The organism is Rossellomorea sp. FM04394 (assembly GCF_041889765.1).
In the GTDB taxonomy this organism is placed as follows: Bacteria; Bacillota; Bacilli; order Bacillales; family Bacillaceae_B; genus Rossellomorea; species Rossellomorea aquimaris_B.
The window spans coordinates 3,071,069-3,090,118 of record NZ_CP168654.1 but is presented as its reverse complement, the minus strand read 5'-3'; the positions used below and the strand labels follow the sequence as shown (position 1 = coordinate 3,090,118).

19 protein-coding genes are annotated in these 19,050 nt (G+C 43.5%); all 19 read left to right on the top strand.

The annotated features are described in order from the left end of the window. Positions 1 to 13: 13 nt before the first annotated feature. Positions 14 to 1,327, top strand: coding sequence for a folylpolyglutamate synthase/dihydrofolate synthase family protein (locus tag ACCB35_RS15680; RefSeq protein ID WP_374054419.1), 1,314 nt, complete (start codon positions 14 to 16; stop codon positions 1,325 to 1,327). Between the two features lie 108 nt (positions 1,328 to 1,435). Next, positions 1,436 to 3,148: a diguanylate cyclase gene (locus ACCB35_RS15675; RefSeq protein ID WP_374054418.1), complete on the top strand. Its 1,713-nt coding sequence runs from the start codon at positions 1,436 to 1,438 to the stop codon at positions 3,146 to 3,148. Positions 3,149 to 3,412: 264 nt separating this feature from the next. Next, entirely contained in the window at positions 3,413 to 4,468 is a 1,056-nt protein-coding gene (locus tag ACCB35_RS15670) for a hypothetical protein (RefSeq protein WP_374054417.1), read from the top strand. A gap of 25 nt (positions 4,469 to 4,493) precedes the next feature. Further along, positions 4,494 to 6,152, top strand: a complete 1,659-nt coding sequence (locus tag ACCB35_RS15665; RefSeq protein ID WP_374054416.1) for a GspE/PulE family protein — start codon at positions 4,494 to 4,496, stop codon at positions 6,150 to 6,152. Positions 6,153 to 6,166: 14 nt separating this feature from the next. Further along, positions 6,167 to 7,204 carry a type IV pilus twitching motility protein PilT gene (locus ACCB35_RS15660; protein ID WP_374054415.1) on the top strand — a complete coding sequence of 346 codons (1,038 nt, stop codon included), beginning with the start codon at positions 6,167 to 6,169 and terminating at the stop codon, positions 7,202 to 7,204. Positions 7,205 to 7,206: 2 nt separating this feature from the next. Continuing rightward, on the top strand, positions 7,207 to 8,418 hold the full coding sequence (locus ACCB35_RS15655; protein WP_374054414.1) for a type II secretion system F family protein: 1,212 nt from the start codon (positions 7,207 to 7,209) through the stop codon (positions 8,416 to 8,418). 117 nt (positions 8,419 to 8,535) lie between these two features. Beyond that, positions 8,536 to 8,934, top strand: a complete 399-nt coding sequence (locus tag ACCB35_RS15650) for a type II secretion system protein (protein WP_374054413.1) — start codon at positions 8,536 to 8,538, stop codon at positions 8,932 to 8,934. Then, positions 8,935 to 9,678: an A24 family peptidase gene (locus ACCB35_RS15645; RefSeq protein ID WP_374054412.1), complete on the top strand. Its 744-nt coding sequence runs from the start codon at positions 8,935 to 8,937 to the stop codon at positions 9,676 to 9,678. Between the two features lie 21 nt (positions 9,679 to 9,699). Further along, positions 9,700 to 10,671: a type IV pilus biogenesis protein PilM gene (gene pilM / locus ACCB35_RS15640; RefSeq protein WP_374054411.1), complete on the top strand. Its 972-nt coding sequence runs from the start codon at positions 9,700 to 9,702 to the stop codon at positions 10,669 to 10,671. Beyond that, positions 10,655 to 11,272 carry a hypothetical protein gene (locus ACCB35_RS15635; protein ID WP_374054410.1) on the top strand — a complete coding sequence of 206 codons (618 nt, stop codon included), beginning with the start codon at positions 10,655 to 10,657 and terminating at the stop codon, positions 11,270 to 11,272. The genes pilM and ACCB35_RS15635 overlap by 17 nt, the downstream gene beginning before the upstream one ends. Further along, entirely contained in the window at positions 11,269 to 12,027 is a 759-nt protein-coding gene (locus ACCB35_RS15630) for a hypothetical protein (protein WP_374054409.1), read from the top strand. The genes ACCB35_RS15635 and ACCB35_RS15630 overlap by 4 nt, the downstream gene beginning before the upstream one ends. 100 nt (positions 12,028 to 12,127) lie before the next feature. Then, positions 12,128 to 13,108, top strand: a complete 981-nt coding sequence (locus ACCB35_RS15625; RefSeq protein WP_374054408.1) for an SPOR domain-containing protein — start codon at positions 12,128 to 12,130, stop codon at positions 13,106 to 13,108. A gap of 187 nt (positions 13,109 to 13,295) precedes the next feature. Continuing rightward, entirely contained in the window at positions 13,296 to 13,862 is a 567-nt protein-coding gene (locus ACCB35_RS15620; protein WP_374054407.1) for a nucleoside triphosphate pyrophosphatase, read from the top strand. Between the two features lie 33 nt (positions 13,863 to 13,895). After that, positions 13,896 to 14,609 (top strand): DNA repair protein RadC, encoded by a 714-nt coding sequence (gene radC / locus ACCB35_RS15615; RefSeq protein ID WP_374054406.1) that lies wholly within the window; start codon positions 13,896 to 13,898, stop codon positions 14,607 to 14,609. 252 nt (positions 14,610 to 14,861) lie between these two features. Next, the gene (locus tag ACCB35_RS15610) at positions 14,862 to 15,869 is read left to right on the top strand and encodes a rod shape-determining protein (protein ID WP_044339511.1); all 1,008 of its coding nucleotides are present in this window, start codon (positions 14,862 to 14,864) and stop codon (positions 15,867 to 15,869) included. Positions 15,870 to 16,033: 164 nt separating this feature from the next. Then, entirely contained in the window at positions 16,034 to 16,915 is an 882-nt protein-coding gene (gene mreC, locus ACCB35_RS15605) for a rod shape-determining protein MreC (RefSeq protein WP_044339512.1), read from the top strand. Further along, positions 16,912 to 17,433 carry a rod shape-determining protein MreD gene (gene mreD / locus ACCB35_RS15600; protein WP_052504568.1) on the top strand — a complete coding sequence of 174 codons (522 nt, stop codon included), beginning with the start codon at positions 16,912 to 16,914 and terminating at the stop codon, positions 17,431 to 17,433. Before mreC ends, mreD begins: the two co-directional genes overlap by 4 nt. Positions 17,434 to 17,518: 85 nt before the next feature. Continuing rightward, positions 17,519 to 18,199, top strand: a complete 681-nt coding sequence (gene minC, locus ACCB35_RS15595; RefSeq protein WP_374054405.1) for a septum site-determining protein MinC — start codon at positions 17,519 to 17,521, stop codon at positions 18,197 to 18,199. A gap of 1 nt (position 18,200) precedes the next feature. After that, positions 18,201 to 19,004: a septum site-determining protein MinD gene (gene minD, locus ACCB35_RS15590; protein WP_044339514.1), complete on the top strand. Its 804-nt coding sequence runs from the start codon at positions 18,201 to 18,203 to the stop codon at positions 19,002 to 19,004. Positions 19,005 to 19,050: the final 46 nt, after the last annotated feature.

Here is a 19,050-nt window from a genome sequence, read left to right as displayed (position 1 = left end):
GAGTGAATAAGAAGTGTTAACCTATGAAAAAGCCGTTGAATGGATACACTCAAGACTCAGACTAGGAATCAAACCAGGGCTAAAGAGAATGCAGTGCTTGTTAGAGGAACTTGGTAATCCTCATGAAAGAATCAAAACCGTTCATATCGGGGGAACAAACGGTAAGGGGTCCACTGTAACCTATCTGCGAAATGTATTGCAGCAATCCGGGTATTCTGTAGGCACGTTTACCTCACCTTATTTTGAGAGGTTTAATGAGAGAGTCAGTATCAATGGAGAGCCTGTTTCAGATGAAGACTTAACTCTTCTTGTGGAAAAAACAAAGCCCATTGCCGAGAGCATGGAACAATCCGAATGGGGAAGTCCATCTGAATTCGAGGTCATAACAGCCATGAGCTTTTACTATTTTGCCGAAGTGAAACCTGTCGATCTCGTCCTTTATGAGGTTGGACTCGGTGGAAGACTCGATTCAACGAATGTCATCACCCCCATGGCTTCAGTCATAACGAGCATTGGCCTTGACCATATGCAATTCCTGGGGAACACATTAGAAGACATCGCCTTTGAGAAAGCCGGTATCATCAAGGGCTCCGTTCCTGTCATATCAGGGGTCCACCAAGAAGAAGCAGCGAATGTGATAAGAGATAGAGCGTTAAAAATGGATAGCGATTTATTTGAACTTGGAAAGGATTTTTCAGTGGAACGCCTTTCGATCCTTGAAAAAGGTGAAAGATTTTCCTATCACTCATCTTCATTGAATGAAACGTACGAGCTTTCGATGATTGGCACTCACCAAATGAACAATGCGGCAATGGCCATAAAGGTAATAGAACTGCTTACTGAAAAGCAGGTCATTAAAGTAGAAGGGACACACATAAAAGCTGGATTGAAAAAAGCGTCATGGCCGGGAAGGATGGAACTCCTTTCGGATAAACCGGAAATATATATAGATGGTGCTCATAATCCTGAAGGAATCAAGGCCTTGGTGAAAACGATCCAGGATCGCTTTATGGAGAAAAAGGTGACGGTTCTATTTTCCGCATTGAATGACAAAGACTTACAGCCGATGATTTCCAATCTCGAAGAAGCAGTCGATGCGATCGGGTTTACGACCTTTGACTTTCCAAGAGTGGCTTCAGCAGAAGAGCTTTACGGATTATCTTCCCATCACCATAAGGAAGAAGTTCCGCATTGGAAAGAGTATCTTCACGAGAAAATCCCCGAGCTGAAAGAAAATGAAGTACTGCTCGTGACAGGTTCTTTATATTTTCTATCTGAGGTAAAACCCTATCTTCTTAAAGAATTAGAAAATTACAGAAAAAAGTAAGTGACTTTATAGGACTGCTTTGATAAACTATTCTTAAACTTGTGACTATTTAACTAGTGTAGTATGATCGGACTATATTAAATCGAACGGGACCTTTGGGGGATAGACATGACATTATCAGTAAAAAAGAAGCTGTACATATTGCTGGCCTGGCTAGCCGTTGTACCTGCTGGATTGTATTTTACTTATCGCTACTATCCTCCTGAAAATATTGCAGGAAATGAGCTGGAGCTTTTAACCTTAGTGGCTTTTGCCACCTTTATCCCACTCATGCCCATTGTGATAAATGGTGCCACCATTTTCTTCATCCAGTGGGTGACCCTCGTAGGGTTTATAAAGTATGGATTATTTATTGAGATCGTCCTCATGCAATTCTCTATTATCCCATTGCTTATCCGACTCAGGCTGACCAAAACCGATTGGCATAGAATTCCCTTGAATTCAGTGATGTTCTTTCTTGTTTCGTTAGTGAGCGGCCTCATCTATTTTCTATTTGGTGGAGAAGTGGGATTAAGGAATATCGGTCAATTACTATTTCCGATTCTCAGTTATCAAATCGTTTCGATCATGATCAATCAAATTCTACTTTTGTTGTATCAACACTATGTAGTGAACAATGATGTCCGGTTTTACAGCAAGGATTTCGTTTGGGACTTTACCGCAAACATGATCATGTTCCCTCTCTCATTATCTCTCTATTATTTAACGTTTGAACTGGGAGCCTTCGCTTCTCTATTGATCGGTATCCCTTTTGTGAGCTTATCTATCATCTTAAAGCTCTATAACTCTTCTGAAAAAATCAATGAATACCTTCAAAAAGCGGGTGAAATCGGTCACCAATTAACGGAAAGCCTGAAAGTAAAAGAAGTGCTTGATATATTCATCGAGAGAATCATTGAGACCCTGCCCGTTGAGTATGCATATATCCTTGATTGCCAGGATGAAGAACTTGTTCTCTTAAGGCGTGTAGAAAATGGTGAAATGAAGGCGAATAACCTGCGTCCATTAAAGAAAAGCCAGGGAATCAGCGGTGTAGTGTGGGAAACCGGGACGTCCGTCCTTTATACTTCCCGATCTGAATGGACCGACATAGCTGAAGGGTATATGCCTGATGGAGTGGAAAGCGTTTTGTGCGTTCCCATTGTAAGAAGCCAAAAGGTAAGAGGGATTCTTCTATTGGCCTCTTCCAAAAAGAAAGCCTATGAAAAATATCAATTGATGATCGTCGATATTTTATGTTCCTATTTAGGAGTGGCAATCGCAAATGCAAGGCACCATGAACGGACGAAGAAAAACAGTGAAAGATGTGCCCTGACAGGACTATACAATTACCGCTATTTTGAAGATCTCCTGACGCTGGAGTTCAATCATCTCGATGCTGGGAAAAGACAAAGTCTCTCTCTCATCATGCTCGACCTGGATCACTTTAAGGTGATTAACGATAACTATGGTCACCAGAGCGGTAACGAAATCCTGATTGAACTTGCCGACCGCCTTCGCACCCTTATTGATTCAAGGGGAACAGTTGCGAGATATGGAGGGGAGGAATTTGTCATCCTTCTTCCGGATACGAAACAGGATGAAGCACTCCGACTTGCTGAGCATGTGAGAGGTGCGATTGCCAATGAGCCCTTCACCCTCCATGACAGCCTGGACGAATCCAACAAACGAATGATGGTCAGGATCACAGCGAGTATCGGGGTCTCGACAGCACCGGAGGACGCCGATGATACGCTTGCTCTTATCCGCCATGCGGATCGGGCATTATATACAGGTGCCAAGCAGGCTGGGCGGAATCGGGTGGCTCAGTATGTGAAATGAATCCGGAGAACACCTTCCTGCATGGGGGAGGTGTTTTTTTGTATGAACGAAAATTATGACTTTTCTTCTATTTTTTTCTATTAATAACAGATAGTAGCTTTTCATTTGCAAGTGTATATACTAAAATAGTAGTAGTCGAATTTTGTTAATTTTCATCGAATTATACTTCTAAGTTCCTACTTCATCAAAGTTTAAATCAGCTTTCAATCATTCTTCAAAACATCTAAAAACCAATAAGGAAAATGTAAAAAAGGGGCATCTGTGATGAGTAAAAGAATACCTATTACAAAGCTATCCGTATTTTTAGTGTTATGCAGCATAGGTTTATTCAGTCTTGCTCATCTGGGTGCTTTTGCCTATGATCGCTTCCTATCACCGACTCAACCCGTTTCCGATAGTGGAATGAAAGACGTGGCCGGTCTTTCTGATCAAAATACAGAAGATAAACAAGGTGGCGAGACTCATGCCGCGTCCATTGAAACCATTTCGGAGATCAACGTCAATGGTCTACCATTAACACCGGGGCTTCAGCAGTTCATTGATTCGTACCCTGAGATTGTAATAGGAGGGACCTCACCGTTTTCCTTACTGGAGTTTATTGAAGGGGAAGGATTCACTGGAGCAACTGACCAGGATCTCAGCACTCTCGCTTCATGTCTTTATGAGCTGATGCTGCCGTCAAACTTTGAGGTGATTGAGAGAAATCAGAGCAGGGAGCTTCCTGATGGTATTGAATTAGGATTGGAAGCTTACATAAATAAAGAGCAGGATAAGGACTTTATTTTCTCAAATCCTAACGATGGATCTTATACGATCATACTTCAATGGCAAGGGGATGTGCTTTCCATCTCACTGACAGGTGCCGAACTTCCATATAGGGTGACCGTGGATCGACGGAACGAGCAGTCATTTAAACCGAAAGTGATCAAGCAGTACAGTCCATATTTACATTCAGGTGAAATAATGGTGACAGAAGAAGGCCGAAATGGAATGCAGGTTGAAGTATGGAGAAGCTTTCAGACGATGAAGGGTGAACTTCTCAAGGAAGAGAAAGTATCAGAAGACTTTTACCTACCCGTTCATAAAGAAGAGTTACATAGTATGAAAGATTACGTGGCAGGGGAAGCGGTCGATGTTTCAGGGGCGGGTGAAACGACTTCTGAGGTCGGAGAGCAGGTATCCCAGGACAGCTCAAATCCTCAAAAGAGTCCATCTAATCAAGAGGAAGATGAAAAGTCGGATTCAAATTCTGCTTCACAGAAAGAGGAGTCCAATGCTTCTTCTTCTGAAAAGGATCTACCAGAGACCGATATGAAATAAGAAAATGACAGGCAGGCGGGATAGCATGGCGCAAGAGCGGAAACGTTTAGGCGATTTATTAGTTGAATCAGGTTTGTTGACAGAAGGAAAGCTTCAAACGGCTCTTAGGGAAAAAGGGATCGATCAGAAGCTGGGAGATGCAATTTTACAAAAAGGATACATTACGGAGCAGCAGCTGATTGAAGTGCTGGAGTTTCAACTGGGCATACCTCACGTCAGCTTATTTCGATACCCGTTTGACCCAAAGCTGTTTCATTTGATTCCAAAAGAAGTGGCCAAGCGGAACCTAATCATCCCGCTAAAAATAGAAGGAGATAAGCTGTTTGTGGCGATGGCAGATCCAATGGATTTCTACACGATCGAGGATCTGAGATTGTCCACTGGATTCTATATTGAGACATCCATCGCAACAAAGGACGATATCCTCCGTTCAATCAATAAGTATTACGATTTGGATGAAAGCTTTGAAGAGTTGAAAGGGATGGGGAATGAGCCTCCTCCCTTAGAGGATGAAGCTTTGACAGATCAGGACTCCCCCATCGCGAGACTCGTCAATCAATTGCTATCCAATGCCATGACGCAAAAGGCGAGCGATATCCATATCGATCCCCAGGAAACAAAAGTACATATACGCTACCGGGTGGACGGCATCTTACGGACAGATCGATCCCTCCCCAAGCATATGCAAAGCATGCTGACGGCCCGCATCAAAATCATGTCTCAATTGGATATCACGGAGCACAGGGTACCTCAAGATGGAAGAATTAAAACGAACATCGATTTCCGCCCGATCGACTTAAGGGTATCCACACTTCCGACGGTATACGGGGAAAAGATCGTCCTCCGTATACTGGACCTGAGTTCATCGTTGAATGACCTGGGGCAGCTTGGCTTCAACAGCTTGAACCTTAAACGATTTCAAGACCTGATTGATCGGCCCACCGGGATCGTGCTTATTACAGGTCCCACTGGTTCAGGTAAATCTTCCACTCTGTATGCAGCGTTGAACAAGCTGAATAGTGAAGAGGTCAATATCATTACCGTCGAGGATCCGGTTGAGTATCAACTGGAGGGGATCAACCAAATTCAGGTGAATACCAATGTCGGCCTTACTTTTGCTGCAGGCCTCAGGTCCATCCTGAGACAGGATCCCAACATTATCATGGTGGGGGAAATCCGTGATAGAGAAACGGCTGAAGTAGCGATACGGGCATCACTGACGGGACATTTAGTTCTCAGTACGATCCATACGAATGATTCCTTGAGTACCGTGACCCGCCTGATCGATATGGGGGTCGAGCCATTCCTGGTCGCGACTTCCGTAAGTGGAATTGTCGCTCAACGGCTTGTCCGGAAGGTGTGCCGGGATTGTGCACAGGAAGAAATCCCCACAGTGAGGGAGAAAGAAATCTTTGATCGCAGAGGCATGACCATCGAAAAGGTCATCCGTGGCAGAGGGTGTGCTTCGTGCAATATGACGGGCTATAAAGGAAGAATGGCCATTCATGAAGTACTGGTCGTAAACGATGAAATGAAGAGGATCATCATGAATAATGAATCCCTTTCCACATTAAGGGAAGTTGCCATCAATCACAAAACCATTTTTCTTTTGGATGATGGATTGTTTAAGGTGAAGCAGGGATTGACGACGACAGAGGAAATACTGCGTGTAGCAATAGAGTAAAGAAGGTGTATGACTTGAAGGAACGGATAGATCATCTATTACGGGCGGCATTTGAATTAAAGGCCTCTGATATTCATTTAACAGTAGAATCGGCACCGGTTTTCCGCATTCATGGAGACTTGAAGAGGTATGGGCAGGATGTGCTGAAGCCGGAAGATACAGAGCAAATGGCTAAAGCCATTGTTCCCGAGCATTTATGGACGGAATTCAAAGAGCGGGGGGAAATGGACTTTTCGTATGCACTCCCAGGTGTCTCGCGGTTCCGTGTGAATGCCTATTTTCAACGATCTTGTATTTCCATTGCCTTACGGGTTGTGCCTAGGAATATTCCGACCCTGGAAGAACTGAAGCTCCCGCCTGTTTTAATGAAAATAGCAGAAAAGCATCAAGGGTTGGTGTTAGTGACCGGGCCGACCGGAAGCGGGAAATCGACGACCCTCGCTTCGATGATTCATTATATGAACCAGACGATGAGGAAGCATATCATAACACTTGAGGATCCGATAGAGTACTTACATTCGCACGGTTCTTCCATCATTGATCAACGGGAAGTCGGGTTTGATACAAAGTCCTTTGCATACGGATTGCGGAGTGCATTGAGGCAGGACCCCGATGTCATTCTGGTAGGGGAAATGCGTGACCTGGAAACCATTCAAACAGCCATCACAGCAGCCGAGACCGGTCATTTAGTCCTGGGGACCCTGCATACGTCCAGTGCCGTTTCTACAATCGAGCGGATCATAGATGTATTCCCGGCCGAACAGCAATCCCAGGTCCGGGTTCAGCTTGCATCGGTTCTGCAGGGAGTGATTGCTCAGCGCCTCCTGCCTACGGTTGATAAAAATGGAAGGATTGCTGTCTCGGAAATCCTTTTGAATAATTCAGCCGTTGCCAATCTTATCCGGTCTGAAAAGATTCATCAAATTCCCTCCGTCATGCAAACCTCTAAAGCGCAGGGAATGGAGCTCTTTGAATCGAATGTCAGCAGATATCTGCACGCCGGTATGATTTCAATTGAAGTGGCATCTCCATTTCTTCAGGAGAACCGTTAAAGATGAGCAGATTCAGGTACGAAGGACGAGACAAAAAAGGGAAGAAAAAAGGCCAGATCACGGCTCCCACTAAAAAAGACGCAATGCTCAGGCTGAAGAATCAAGGCATCCGCATCATTTCAGTGGAGGAAATCCCGGAGACTCTACTGACGAAAGAGATTACTTTAGGGAACCCTGTCAAGCTTCAGCACATGGTCATTTTTCTCAGGCAATTCTCTACTCTATTGAAAGCGGGGGTCACCGTGGTGGACGCGACCCGCATTCTCGGCAGTCAAACAGATAGTAAAGCTTTGACGAAAATTCTTACGGACGTAGAAATGGAATTGAGGGAGGGACATCCCCTTTCCGAGGCATTCGGCAAGCATAAGAAAGTGTTTGAGCCCCTCTTCATCAATATGCTGAAAGCCGGGGAAGCAACGGGGAGTCTGGATGAAACCCTGGAAAGACTCGGAGATCACTATGAAAAGCAGCATGGTACCCGGCAAAAAGTGATTGCGGCCCTGTCCTATCCTGTAGTGGTAGGGTTCATCGCCATTGGGGTGGTCATCTTCTTACTGGCAGCTGTCGTGCCGACTTTCGTGGATATGTTTGACGATTTCGGGGGAGAATTACCGTTAATCACGAGATTCGTCCTCGGGGCAAGTGAAACCGTGCAGCGTTTTTGGTACCTTCTTTTATTCCTTGTTCTTCTCATGATCACAGGGATCACGATGGTAAGGCAGAGAAAAGAGTCAAAATACTATCTGGATTACTTCTTACTGCGCATCCCAATATTCGGCAAACTACTCCAAAAAGCGGTTTTAGCCCGAATGACAAGGACGTTGAGTTCCCTATTCTCAAGCTCGGTTCCCATCCTTCAGTCCTTGGCCATCGTCGAACGGGTTGTGGAAAATGAAGTGATTGCGGCGGTTCTCAAAGAATCGAGAGAATCGCTGGAAAAAGGCGGAACGTTAACGGAACCCATGAAAAAACACTGGGCCTTTCCACCCCTGGTCTCACAAATGATTTCCATCGGAGAAGCAACGGGATCACTTGACAGCATGCTTTCCAAAGTGGCGGACTTTTACGAAAAAGAAGTGGAAAACTCCACAGATCAACTTAAATCACTGATAGAGCCACTCATGATCGTTCTGTTGGCGGGACTCGTCGGGACGATCGTAACCGCCATCATGATACCGATGTTTGAAATATTTAACAATGTGCAAAAATTCTAGAAAATATGATAAATTTTTACACATTTAGACTTATATTTTATTTTCTGTGTTGTATAATATAGGTAGATTAAAAGAGTACTAAAGTACTACATGTGGTTATGGGGAGGAAATGAAAAAATGTTGAAGAAAATGAAAAAGATGTTGAAGAATGAGAGAGGTTTGACCCTCGTCGAGCTTCTTGCTGTCATTGTGATTTTGGGGATTATTGCGGCGATTGCGGTGCCGAGTATTGGTGGGGTTATTAAAAATAGTAAAGAAGATGCTAAGGTGGCGGAAGCTTTGCAAATCATTGATGCAGCTAGGTTATCACATGCAGAGAATCCTGATGCAACAAAATGGAAACAAACTGAGGACACGGCTACAAATGTTTTGGGGTTAAAGGATTATGTATCAAAGGTCAAAGATGATGATTATACAGTAACTTACGATTCTACTTCTAGGAAGTATAGCATAGAGGACCATGAAGCTTCTACTACAAAAATCACAGAAGATGAACTTGCTAAGAAAGCTCGTTAAATGTTGTTACTAGTTTTAATATACGCACTCCTCCTAGGCTCCTTCTACAACGTAGTCGGCCTACGGGTGCCGTTAAAGAAATCCATCGTAAAGCCAAGGTCGAGCTGTCCGTATTGCCGTCATCAATTGACTGCCATCGAACTGCTTCCTGTCTTTTCTTATCTCATTCAAAAGGGGAAATGCCGCCGGTGTCAAGGGCGCATTTCTCCTTTATATCCGTTTATGGAAGCTTTGAATGCCAGTCTGTTTGTCCTGGCGTATCTGGAGTTTGGATTCGTATGGGAGCTCCTTGTGGCATGGACGCTCATTTCATTGTTCATCATCATAACCGTTTCTGATTTAACGTATATGGTCATCCCTGATAAAGTCCTTTTGTTTTTTGGGGGGATTTTTTTGCTGGAACGCCTGTTTATTCCCCTGACCCCGTGGTGGGATGGTCTGGTCGGTGCCGCTGTTGGCTTTGGGCTCCTTCTTCTTATCGCCATCGTCAGTAAAGGCGGGATGGGTGGAGGCGATATCAAGCTTTATGGAGTCATCGGTTTCGTTGTCGGATTGAAGGTCACGATCCTGTCCTTCATGCTTGCAACCTTCTTTGGAGCGGTCTTTGGCTTGATTGCACTGGCATTCAAGTTCATTGAGAAAGGTAAACCGATACCGTTCGGTCCGTTTATCGCTTTAGGGACCATCCTTGCTTATCTGTATTACGATAACATCCTATCCGCTTATCTATCGTTTTTCTATTAATGTAAAGAAAGGATTCATTCTATGGGTTTCTTATCGTTTCTCTCTAGCAGCAAAAAAACATCCAATATCGTGTTCACAGACAATTCCATCCGCTTTCTAGAGTTGAAGCAGACTTCTCCACTACTGGTTCAGGCTTTTGGGGAACGCTCCCTTCCTGACGGAGTCATCAAAGGTGGGAGGATCATGGATGTACAGACTCTATCATTTATTTTGGAAGGATGTGTAGAGGAGTGGGGAATTAAAGGAAGATCGATCCGATTTGTCGCACCCGATCCGTTTGTTGTGTTACGAAAAGTGACGATTCCCCTTGATCTTAAAGAGGATGAAATAGAGGGGTACTTGTTTTTGGAAATTGGTACAAGCATTCATTTACCTTTTGAGGATCCTGTTTTTGATTTTGCTTTATTGGGTGAAGTGCAGGACGGCAGGGAGGTCCTTTTGATCGCATCCCATCAGGAAGTGGTGGATAGCTACAAAGAAGTGCTGGAGGATGCGAAATTGAAGCCTGTTGTTGCAGATATTTCCCCCCTCGCTCTTTACAGATTATCAGTGGAGCAAGGATCCGTTTCACCACATGAGCATACAATGTTCCTGCATTTTGATGAGAGATTATTAACCATCTCCATTTTCTGGGGACATAAACCGATCTTTACAAGACCGATCGTGTTGGAGCAGGAAAATAAGAATGTATTGATGGAAGAGCATCTCGCATGGAGAAATGTCGAAGATGCGTTCAGTGAAATAGAGAAAGTGATGAACTTTTATCAGTATTCACTCCATAAAGGGGAGTTCTCTGTTGAACGGGCTCTCATTAGTGGAGATCATCCGAATATAAATGAGATTGATAGATATATAAAGGAAAGACTCAGCATCCCCGTCGTCATTCACCGTCTGGAAGGGATCCACACGGTGAATGACGGGAAGATGCCCGGTAAGTTTGCCATAGCCCTGGGTCTCGCGCTAAAAGAGGTGCAATATGTTGAATCTCATTGATATTAACCTATTGCCGGAAAAAGAAAAGAAGAGTTCCGTTTTTATTTATAGTATCGCTATCATTCTTTTCGTCTTTTTTATCTCATGTCTATTCTTCTTTTTTTCTCTTCGAAGCGTTCAAACGGAAACGGAAAGAACTCTTGAAGGTATCTCTCAGACGAAAAAAATCATTGACGTACAGCAAACGAAACTGCTGGATTCTGAGGCTTCCCAAGGAGCGCGGCAGCTTGAGGAAACCATTGAATGGATGACAAATTATCCAATCGAGACAGTTCCTGTACTCAATGAGCTGATCTCGTTACTTCCTCCCCGCGGATTCATTCAGAACTTTGAATATAGTGGGAGACAATCGATCAATGCTTCTATACAATTTGATTCATCCCGGGAAGCAGCCTATTATTTGCATCATTTAAAGGAAGTAGAATGGATCAAAGAAGCGGAAATCGTTGAAATCACGACAAATAATATGACCTCTGAAGAAATGGACTCAGGTGAAAGTGGAGTGGTCCCCAGGTATCTGGCTGATTTTTCACTTTCCCTTGATTCAATAAAACTTCAAGAGTCGGATGACACCTTCTTAGAAGGGGAGGTCGGGGAATGATATCAGCACTGAACAAAAAAGAAAGAATGCTTTTAATGGGAATGACGTCAGCGTGCCTCATTACCCTGTTTCTCTTTTATTTCTTCGTCTATTCTCCTCAAAAAGACAGGCTGAGGATTACACATGAGGAACTGAAAACAGAACAAAAGATTTTAGCGGCAATCGAAAAAAAGACCTCTCAAATAGAAAATCATTCATACAGGGATACTAGAAGTTTGCAAGGGCAGATCCCCGTCGATCCTTTGACGGAACAGCTCATCCTTCAGCTTGAAAAAGCGGAGGTGCTCTCTCAAAGTACGATTCAATCTATGAGTTTTGTGAAGGAAGACTTCCTGTTTTCCAGTGAAGAAAATAAAAATCCCGACCCGGGAAATGGAGGGGAACCTCCAGTGGAGCAAGTGACGGACGGGGACACTTCTTCTGTAAAGAGATTACAAATTACCATGACAGTAGAATCGGAGAACTATTTTGCCATGGAGAAGTTCATTAGTGAATTAGAAAACCTTGAACGGATAGTAGAGATCAATCAACTTGTGTTTGAAGGAAAGGAAGAAATGAGCCCCGTCCTTAATGAGGGGGAGCCTCAAAGTTTAAGCTATCAACTGGTGGCCTCTGCTTTTTACTTACCCGGACTGACGGATTTACAAGACAGTGTGCCTTCCATTGATAGTCCGCCTCCTTCGATGAAGAAGGATCCTTTTATTCAGTATACGGATCCATCCATGACAACGAATGACAGTGAACCCGAAAACTGAAAAATTTGACGAAAACCTATTAGGACAAGACGACAAAAGTCTTGTTCTTTTTTTTATTGGATGTGATAGCATGGAAAAAAATAGATGAAGGAGGGTGGCGATGATGGATAAACGAAAAGGGAATGATAAAAAGATTTCTATTAAAATTAATGGTGAAAAAACACATTTTGAGGAAGATCTTCTTGTTTATGATTGGAAGTTGGGAGAATCTGAAGCGGCTGCCGGTGAAGAAGCGGAAGACAATGGATTCGACTGGATCCTTCCAGACGATGAGGAAGCCCAGCCTCCAAAGGAATACAAAAAAATCAACTATGTGACAGGAAGCAAAAAGAAGCGGAAGTCTTTCAAAAATCCTTTTCAGGACTCTGTTAATCTTTTAATGTCGATCATTGGTGCGGTTGTGGTGGGGGCGGTGCTGGGGTTCGGTACGCTTAAAGTCATTACGACAACGGATGGGCCTTCCGTACCCGCGGCAACGCTGCAAGATAGTACAGCGGAAGGAAATACGGAAGGAAAGCAGGCTGTATCTGCTGTTGAATTACAGGATTTCTCAACGTCGATTCTTCAAGGCGGTGTGTTTTCATCAGAGGAATCATTGAAGGCCATGAAGGACACCTTATCAGGGAAAGGCATTGCCAGTGCAAGCGTGGAAAAGGATGGACAATTCTTTCTCTTAGTGGGTGTGTCGGGAGATCTTGAGACAGCTAAAACACTGGGTGGAGAATTGAAAGGACAAGGGGTGGACGTATACGCCAAAGACTTTGTCCTTGAAGCGAAGGGAATAAACGCTTCGAGTGAAGAGAAAACCTTTTTAGAAAAAGGGAATGCCCTGTACAACGCTATAGCAGAGGAGAGCAGCAAGGGAATGGCCGGCGGGTCCCCTGACGAAACTGCCATCCAAAGCATTCAATCGGGCGTAAAGGAATTGGAAGGGATCAAAGTAGGACAGGAGTCCGTCGCTTCCATGAAAAAATCCCTGGTCAATGCAGGGAATCTTGCAGCAGCGATGAAGTCTCCGGAGGATGCACAAAAAGTCCAGGAAGAGCTGTTGTCCTATCTCCAACTTTACAGCGGATTATAATTTCGACTGAATTAGACTATTTTCTAGGAAATAATCCTTATTGAAAATAGGGCCTTTCTCTCATTATGTCAGATTTAAGCCAGCTTGACATAAGAGTGCGGGCTCTATTTTCACTTGTTTAGAGAGGAGGAATTTGGTAGTATATTCTTGTATCTCCCAATTTCTACTCTGAAAGGAATGGTATGGTGTGTCCAACCTCATACTCGCTTCACAATCTCCTCGTCGAAAAGAACTTCTTAAACAAATCCAACTCACTTTTTCCGTCATAAGCTCTACTGTAGAGGAAACCTTCTCATCTGACTTATTGCCTCATGAAGTCGTCATGTACCTTGCACAGAAAAAAGCAAAAGAAATAGCGAATCAGTATCCCACTCATTATGTGATCGGGTCTGACACCGTCGTAACGAAGGATGGACAGATCCTTGGGAAACCGGAATCGATAGAAGAAGCGAAAGAAATGCTGACGATGCTTTCAGGTTCTACCCATGCTGTCTACACAGGCGTTGCGATCCTGAATGGTGATGTGGAGAAACTTTTTTATGAAAAAACGGATGTTACGTTTTGGGAGTTGACCCCTAAAGAGATTGACGACTATATTGCATCGGAAGAGCCTTTTGATAAAGCTGGTTCATATGGGATTCAGGGGATCGGAGCGAAATTTGTCAAAGAAATAAAAGGCGATTATTTCTCCGTCGTTGGGTTACCCATCTCCCGGGTGAATCGTGTTTTACTTGAAATGGGCTATCTTCAATAGAATGACTCCTTTACGTAAGAAAAGGAGGAACCAATGGTAAAAACAGAACCCCACCAAGAAGAAGAAAACAGGCTGATGATCCGGGATTTCCCTCAAGATGAAAGACCCCGGGAACGACTGATTCATAGCGGAGCAGCCAGTTTATCCAACCAGGAGCTCCTGGCAATTCTACTCCGGACCGGAACAAAATCCGAGTCTGTTCTTCAACTTTCCAACCGGCTGCTCAATCATTTTGATGGATTGAATCTATTAAAGGATGCTTCCCTTGAAGAGATTACGAAAACGAGGGGAATCGGTCTTGCAAAGGCGGTTCAGATCATGGCCGCCGTCGAATTCGGTCGAAGGATCAGCAACTTGGCCTTTGATGACAGATACAGCATCCGTTCCCCCGAGGACGGAGCCAATTATGTCATGAACGATATGAGATTCCTGGCACAGGAGCATTTTGTATGCTTATACCTCAACACAAAGAATCAAGTTCTCCACAAACAAACCATCTTTATCGGAAGTCTGAATGCCTCCATCGTACACCCCCGGGAGGTCTTCAAAGAAGCCTTTCGACGATCCGCCGCATCGATCATTTGTATCCATAACCACCCATCGGGAGATCCGACTCCAAGCAGGGAAGATATCGAAGTGACAAAAAGATTAGTGGAATGTGGTCGAATCATTGGTATTGATATACTCGATCATCTTATAATAGGGGAGAAGAAGTTTATCAGTTTAAAGGAAAAAGGGTATTTATGACACTATGATTTTTTTCCTGGTTACGATATAATAAAGCTTATGATTTTTACAAACAATATGGTGATTCTATATAACGCAGTCTATGAAAAAGGGAGTCATTCTACAAAGGGATGAGTCTTTTCGTTATGCATGAACGTACAATTATTGTGACGAAAATTACGAGGATAGAGAGTGATTGGACAACTCTCCTGTGAAAACACATATAAAACGTTAAAAACCAGCCAATTTGTATCAGAAAGGGAGATACCATTCATGTTTGGAACGAAAGATTTAGGGATTGATTTAGGAACAGCTAACACATTGGTGTACGTGAAAGGCAAAGGGATTGTCGTTCGCGAACCTTCTGTAGTGGCACTTCAAACAGATAATAAGCAAATTGTAGCAGTCGGGAACGATGCTAAAAACATGATCGGAAGAACACCGGGGAATGTAGTGGCACTTCGCCCAATGAAGGATGGGGTGATCGCTGACTACGAAACAACTGCCACGATGATGAAGTACTACATAAAACAAGCGACACGTAATAAAGGCGCATTTTCAAGAAAGCCTTACGTCATGGTTTGTGTACCTTCAGGCATTACGGGCGTTGAAGAAAGAGCGGTTATCGATGCAACAAGACAGGCTGGCGCAAGGGATGCTTACACGATCGAAGAACCTTTTGCCGCTGCAATCGGAGCTAACCTGCCAGTTTGGGAACCGACAGGAAGTATGGTCGTGGATATTGGCGGAGGAACGACGGAAGTAGCGATCATCTCTTTAGGCGGGATTGTGACAAGTCAGTCGATCCGTGTAGCAGGGGATGAAATGGATGATAGCATCATCAACTATATCCGCAAAACGTATAATCTGATGATCGGGGATCGTACAGCGGAAAACATCAAGATGGAAGTCGGTTCTGCCGGGGACTCTGAAGGAATCGAAGCGATGGAAATCCGTGGGCGTGACCTTCTGACAGGCTTACCGAAAACGATCGAAATAACGGCCGTTGAAATCGCATCTGCTCTTCGTGATACCGTATATACGATTGTAGATGCGGTCAAGAGTACGTTAGAGAAGACACCACCAGAACTTGCGGCTGACATTATGGACAGGGGAATTGTGTTGACAGGGGGCGGAGCACTTCTGCGTAACCTTGACAAACTGATCAGTGATGAAACGAAAATGCCTGTCCTTATTGCAGAGGAGCCTCTGGATTGTGTGGCAATCGGTACAGGAAAAGCCCTTGACCACATTCACCTCTTTAAAAACCGGGGAAAATAATAATAGATAATGTATGGGGGACGTCTCCTTAAGGTTACTGATTTAATCTTAGGGCCGGCCCCATCTTTTTTCGAAGAACCATGAATATTTTGACGAATGATATCAAAAACAAGCGATTTTTGATATAGTAATTACTAGAATGAGAAAAGGTTGAGGTGTACATCATGCCACAATTCTTCCTGAATAAACGTTTGATCATTCTGCTCGTCAGTGTCATAGTCCTTGTGGGATTAATCGGATTTTCTTTGCGGGAGCGAGATAGCATCAGCTGGCCTGAGCAGTTTGTGAAAGATATGGTAGGATTCGGACAGTCATTGGTTTCAAAACCTGTTAATTATGTAGCGGGAGTTGTTGAAAACGTTCAAGATCTTCAAAATACATACACAGAAAACGAAAAACTGAAGACACGTTTAGATGAGTTAGTGAAGCTTGAAACAAAGGTCAAGGACCTTAAACAGGATAATGTCGAATTAAGGGCGGTCCTTGAAAAGAAAGAAGACCTTCGTGCCTATAACACGATTCAAGCCACCGTCATTGCAAGAAACCCGGATCGCTGGCAAGAGCTCCTGACGATCGATAAAGGGGAAGTGAACGGAATTAAATCAGACATGGCCGTTATATCATCGGCCGGATTGATTGGAAAGATCAAGAGCGTAAATGAATTTTCATCCACTGTTGAATTAATTTCGACAAATAATACGAAAAACCGGATTTCCACTGTGATTCAAGGGAAAGAACAAGATATTAACGGTTGGATTGAAGGGTACGACAGTGATAAAAAAGAGATCTTAGTCAAACGGATTTCAAACGATATGAAAGTGGATAAAGGCTCTAAAGTGATGACCTCCGGGTTAGGGGGAGTGTTCCCTAAGGGTCTGGTTATCGGGGAAGTAAAAGAAGTGAAACCGGATCAATACGGGCTGACTCAGACGGCATATGTAAAGCCTGCTGCTGATTTTTATCACCTGGAGCACGTCATGGTCATCGACCGTGATATTCAAGGTGTGACAGAACAGGAAGCAGATGCTGAGGAGGAAGAGCAATGATCAGCAGGCTCCTCCTTCCTTTCATGACCCTGCTTTTCTTTTACAGCGAAAGTCTATTTGTTCATCTTTTCCCCAATGAAGAGTGGTTTGATCAGAAAATCATCGTTCCACATTTCCTGATCATTGTGCTGTTCTTTATTTGTGCGTTTTATCAGTATCGGACTGCATTGCTTTATGGTTTCATCTTTGGCTTTCTATTTGATATTTATTACACAGAAATCAATGGGATTTACTTAGTGCTTTTTCCATTTGTCATCTTTTTATCTCACCAGATGATGAAGATATTGCATAATAACCTATTTGTACTGGGAATTATCTCTCTTTTGAACCTTTCTGTATTGGAGTTTCTGGTGTATCAAATCAATTTAATTATCCAACGAACAGACTTGACGTTTATGCAGTTCGTGGACTGGCGTTTGTGGCCGACATTGGTCCTGAATATATTGTTTTATATAGTGATGGCATTTCCACTTAGAAACTATCTTCTCCGTAAACGGAAAGAGTGGTTGGAAGATTAAATTCTATTAGTGATTTTTTCATAAAAAGAGGAAATGACACTGCTTATGTCGAATTTAATAGACGACTGAGGTGAAAAATAGCGCCATGAATAAAAAGCCAAATGTGATGATAAAGGGAACAAAAGAAGGACTGACTCTTCATCTCAATGATCAATGCTCCTTTTACGAGTTAAAGAAGGAATTGGCCGATAAGCTATCTGCACATTACCGGGAAACGGAAGGGACCAACCTGCTCACGGTCAATATTCAGACAGGCAATCGTTACCTGACGGATGATCAAGTAGAAGAGTTGAAGGATATTGTAAGACAAAAACGCAATTTAGTAGTGAATGAAGTATGGAGTAATGTGATAACAAAGAATGATGCAGAGAAACTAATAGATGAACGGAATATAGAAACTCTAACCGGCGTTATCCGGTCGGGACAAGTCGTGGAAGTATCAGGAGACATCCTTATTGTCGGCGATGTCAATCCCGGCGGGAAAGTTCTCGCTGGAGGGAATATATACATATTGGGTTCATTAAAGGGTATTGCCCATGCCGGCCACAACGGAAACCAGGAGGCGGTCATCGTGGCTTCGAAAATGGTTCCGTCCCAGCTCCGGATAGGGGAATCCCTGAACCGGGCACCTGATCGGGTGGAGGAAGACGATGAGCACGAAATGGAATGTGCGTATGTCGACGATCAAGGGCAAATCGTTGTGGATCGATTACAAGTTTTAAAGCATCTTAGACCAAATATTACTAGTTTTAAAGGAGGAAGCTAATGTGGGTGAAGCCATAGTTGTTACTTCAGGTAAAGGTGGAGTGGGAAAGACGACTACTTCTGCCAATGTTGGTACAGCATTAGCTCTACAAGGAAAAAAGGTTTGCTTAATTGATACAGATATCGGCCTCAGAAACCTGGATGTGGTGATGGGACTCGAAAACAGAATCATTTATGACTTAGTAGACGTTGTAGAGGGCCGCTGTAAAGTACATCAAGCACTAGTAAAAGACAAGCGTTTCGAAGACAAACTATTTTTACTGCCAGCTGCACAAACAAGTGATAAATCCGCTGTTAACCCTGAGCAAATGAAAAAGCTAGTATTGGATTTAAAGCAAGACTATGATTATATCATCATAGATTGCCCTGCAGGGATTGAGCAGGGATATAAGAATGCTGTAGCGGGTGCTGATCGTGCGATTGTCGTCACGACACCTGAAATTTCAGCTGTAAGGGATGCGGATCGAATTATCGGTTTACTGGAAAAAGAGAATATCGAGCCGCCTAAACTCGTCATTAACCGCATACGGAATCATATGATGAAAAATGGTGAAATGTTGGATGTGGATGAAATTACAGCCCATCTTTCCATCGATCTTCTTGGAATAGTGGCAGACGATGATAATGTAATCAAATCTTCCAATAAAGGTGAGCCGATCGCTCTGGATTCAACAAGTAAAGCCTCCATTTCCTACCGGAATATTGCCAGAAGGATTTTGGGTGAATCGGTTCCGCTACAATCCTTGGAAGAGGAACGGACAGGAGTCTTTTCGAGAATTAAAAAGTTATTCGGTGTAAAAGCATAAGGGTCAGTCCCGGTAAAGCGCATAGTGCGTTTTACCGGGACTTTTT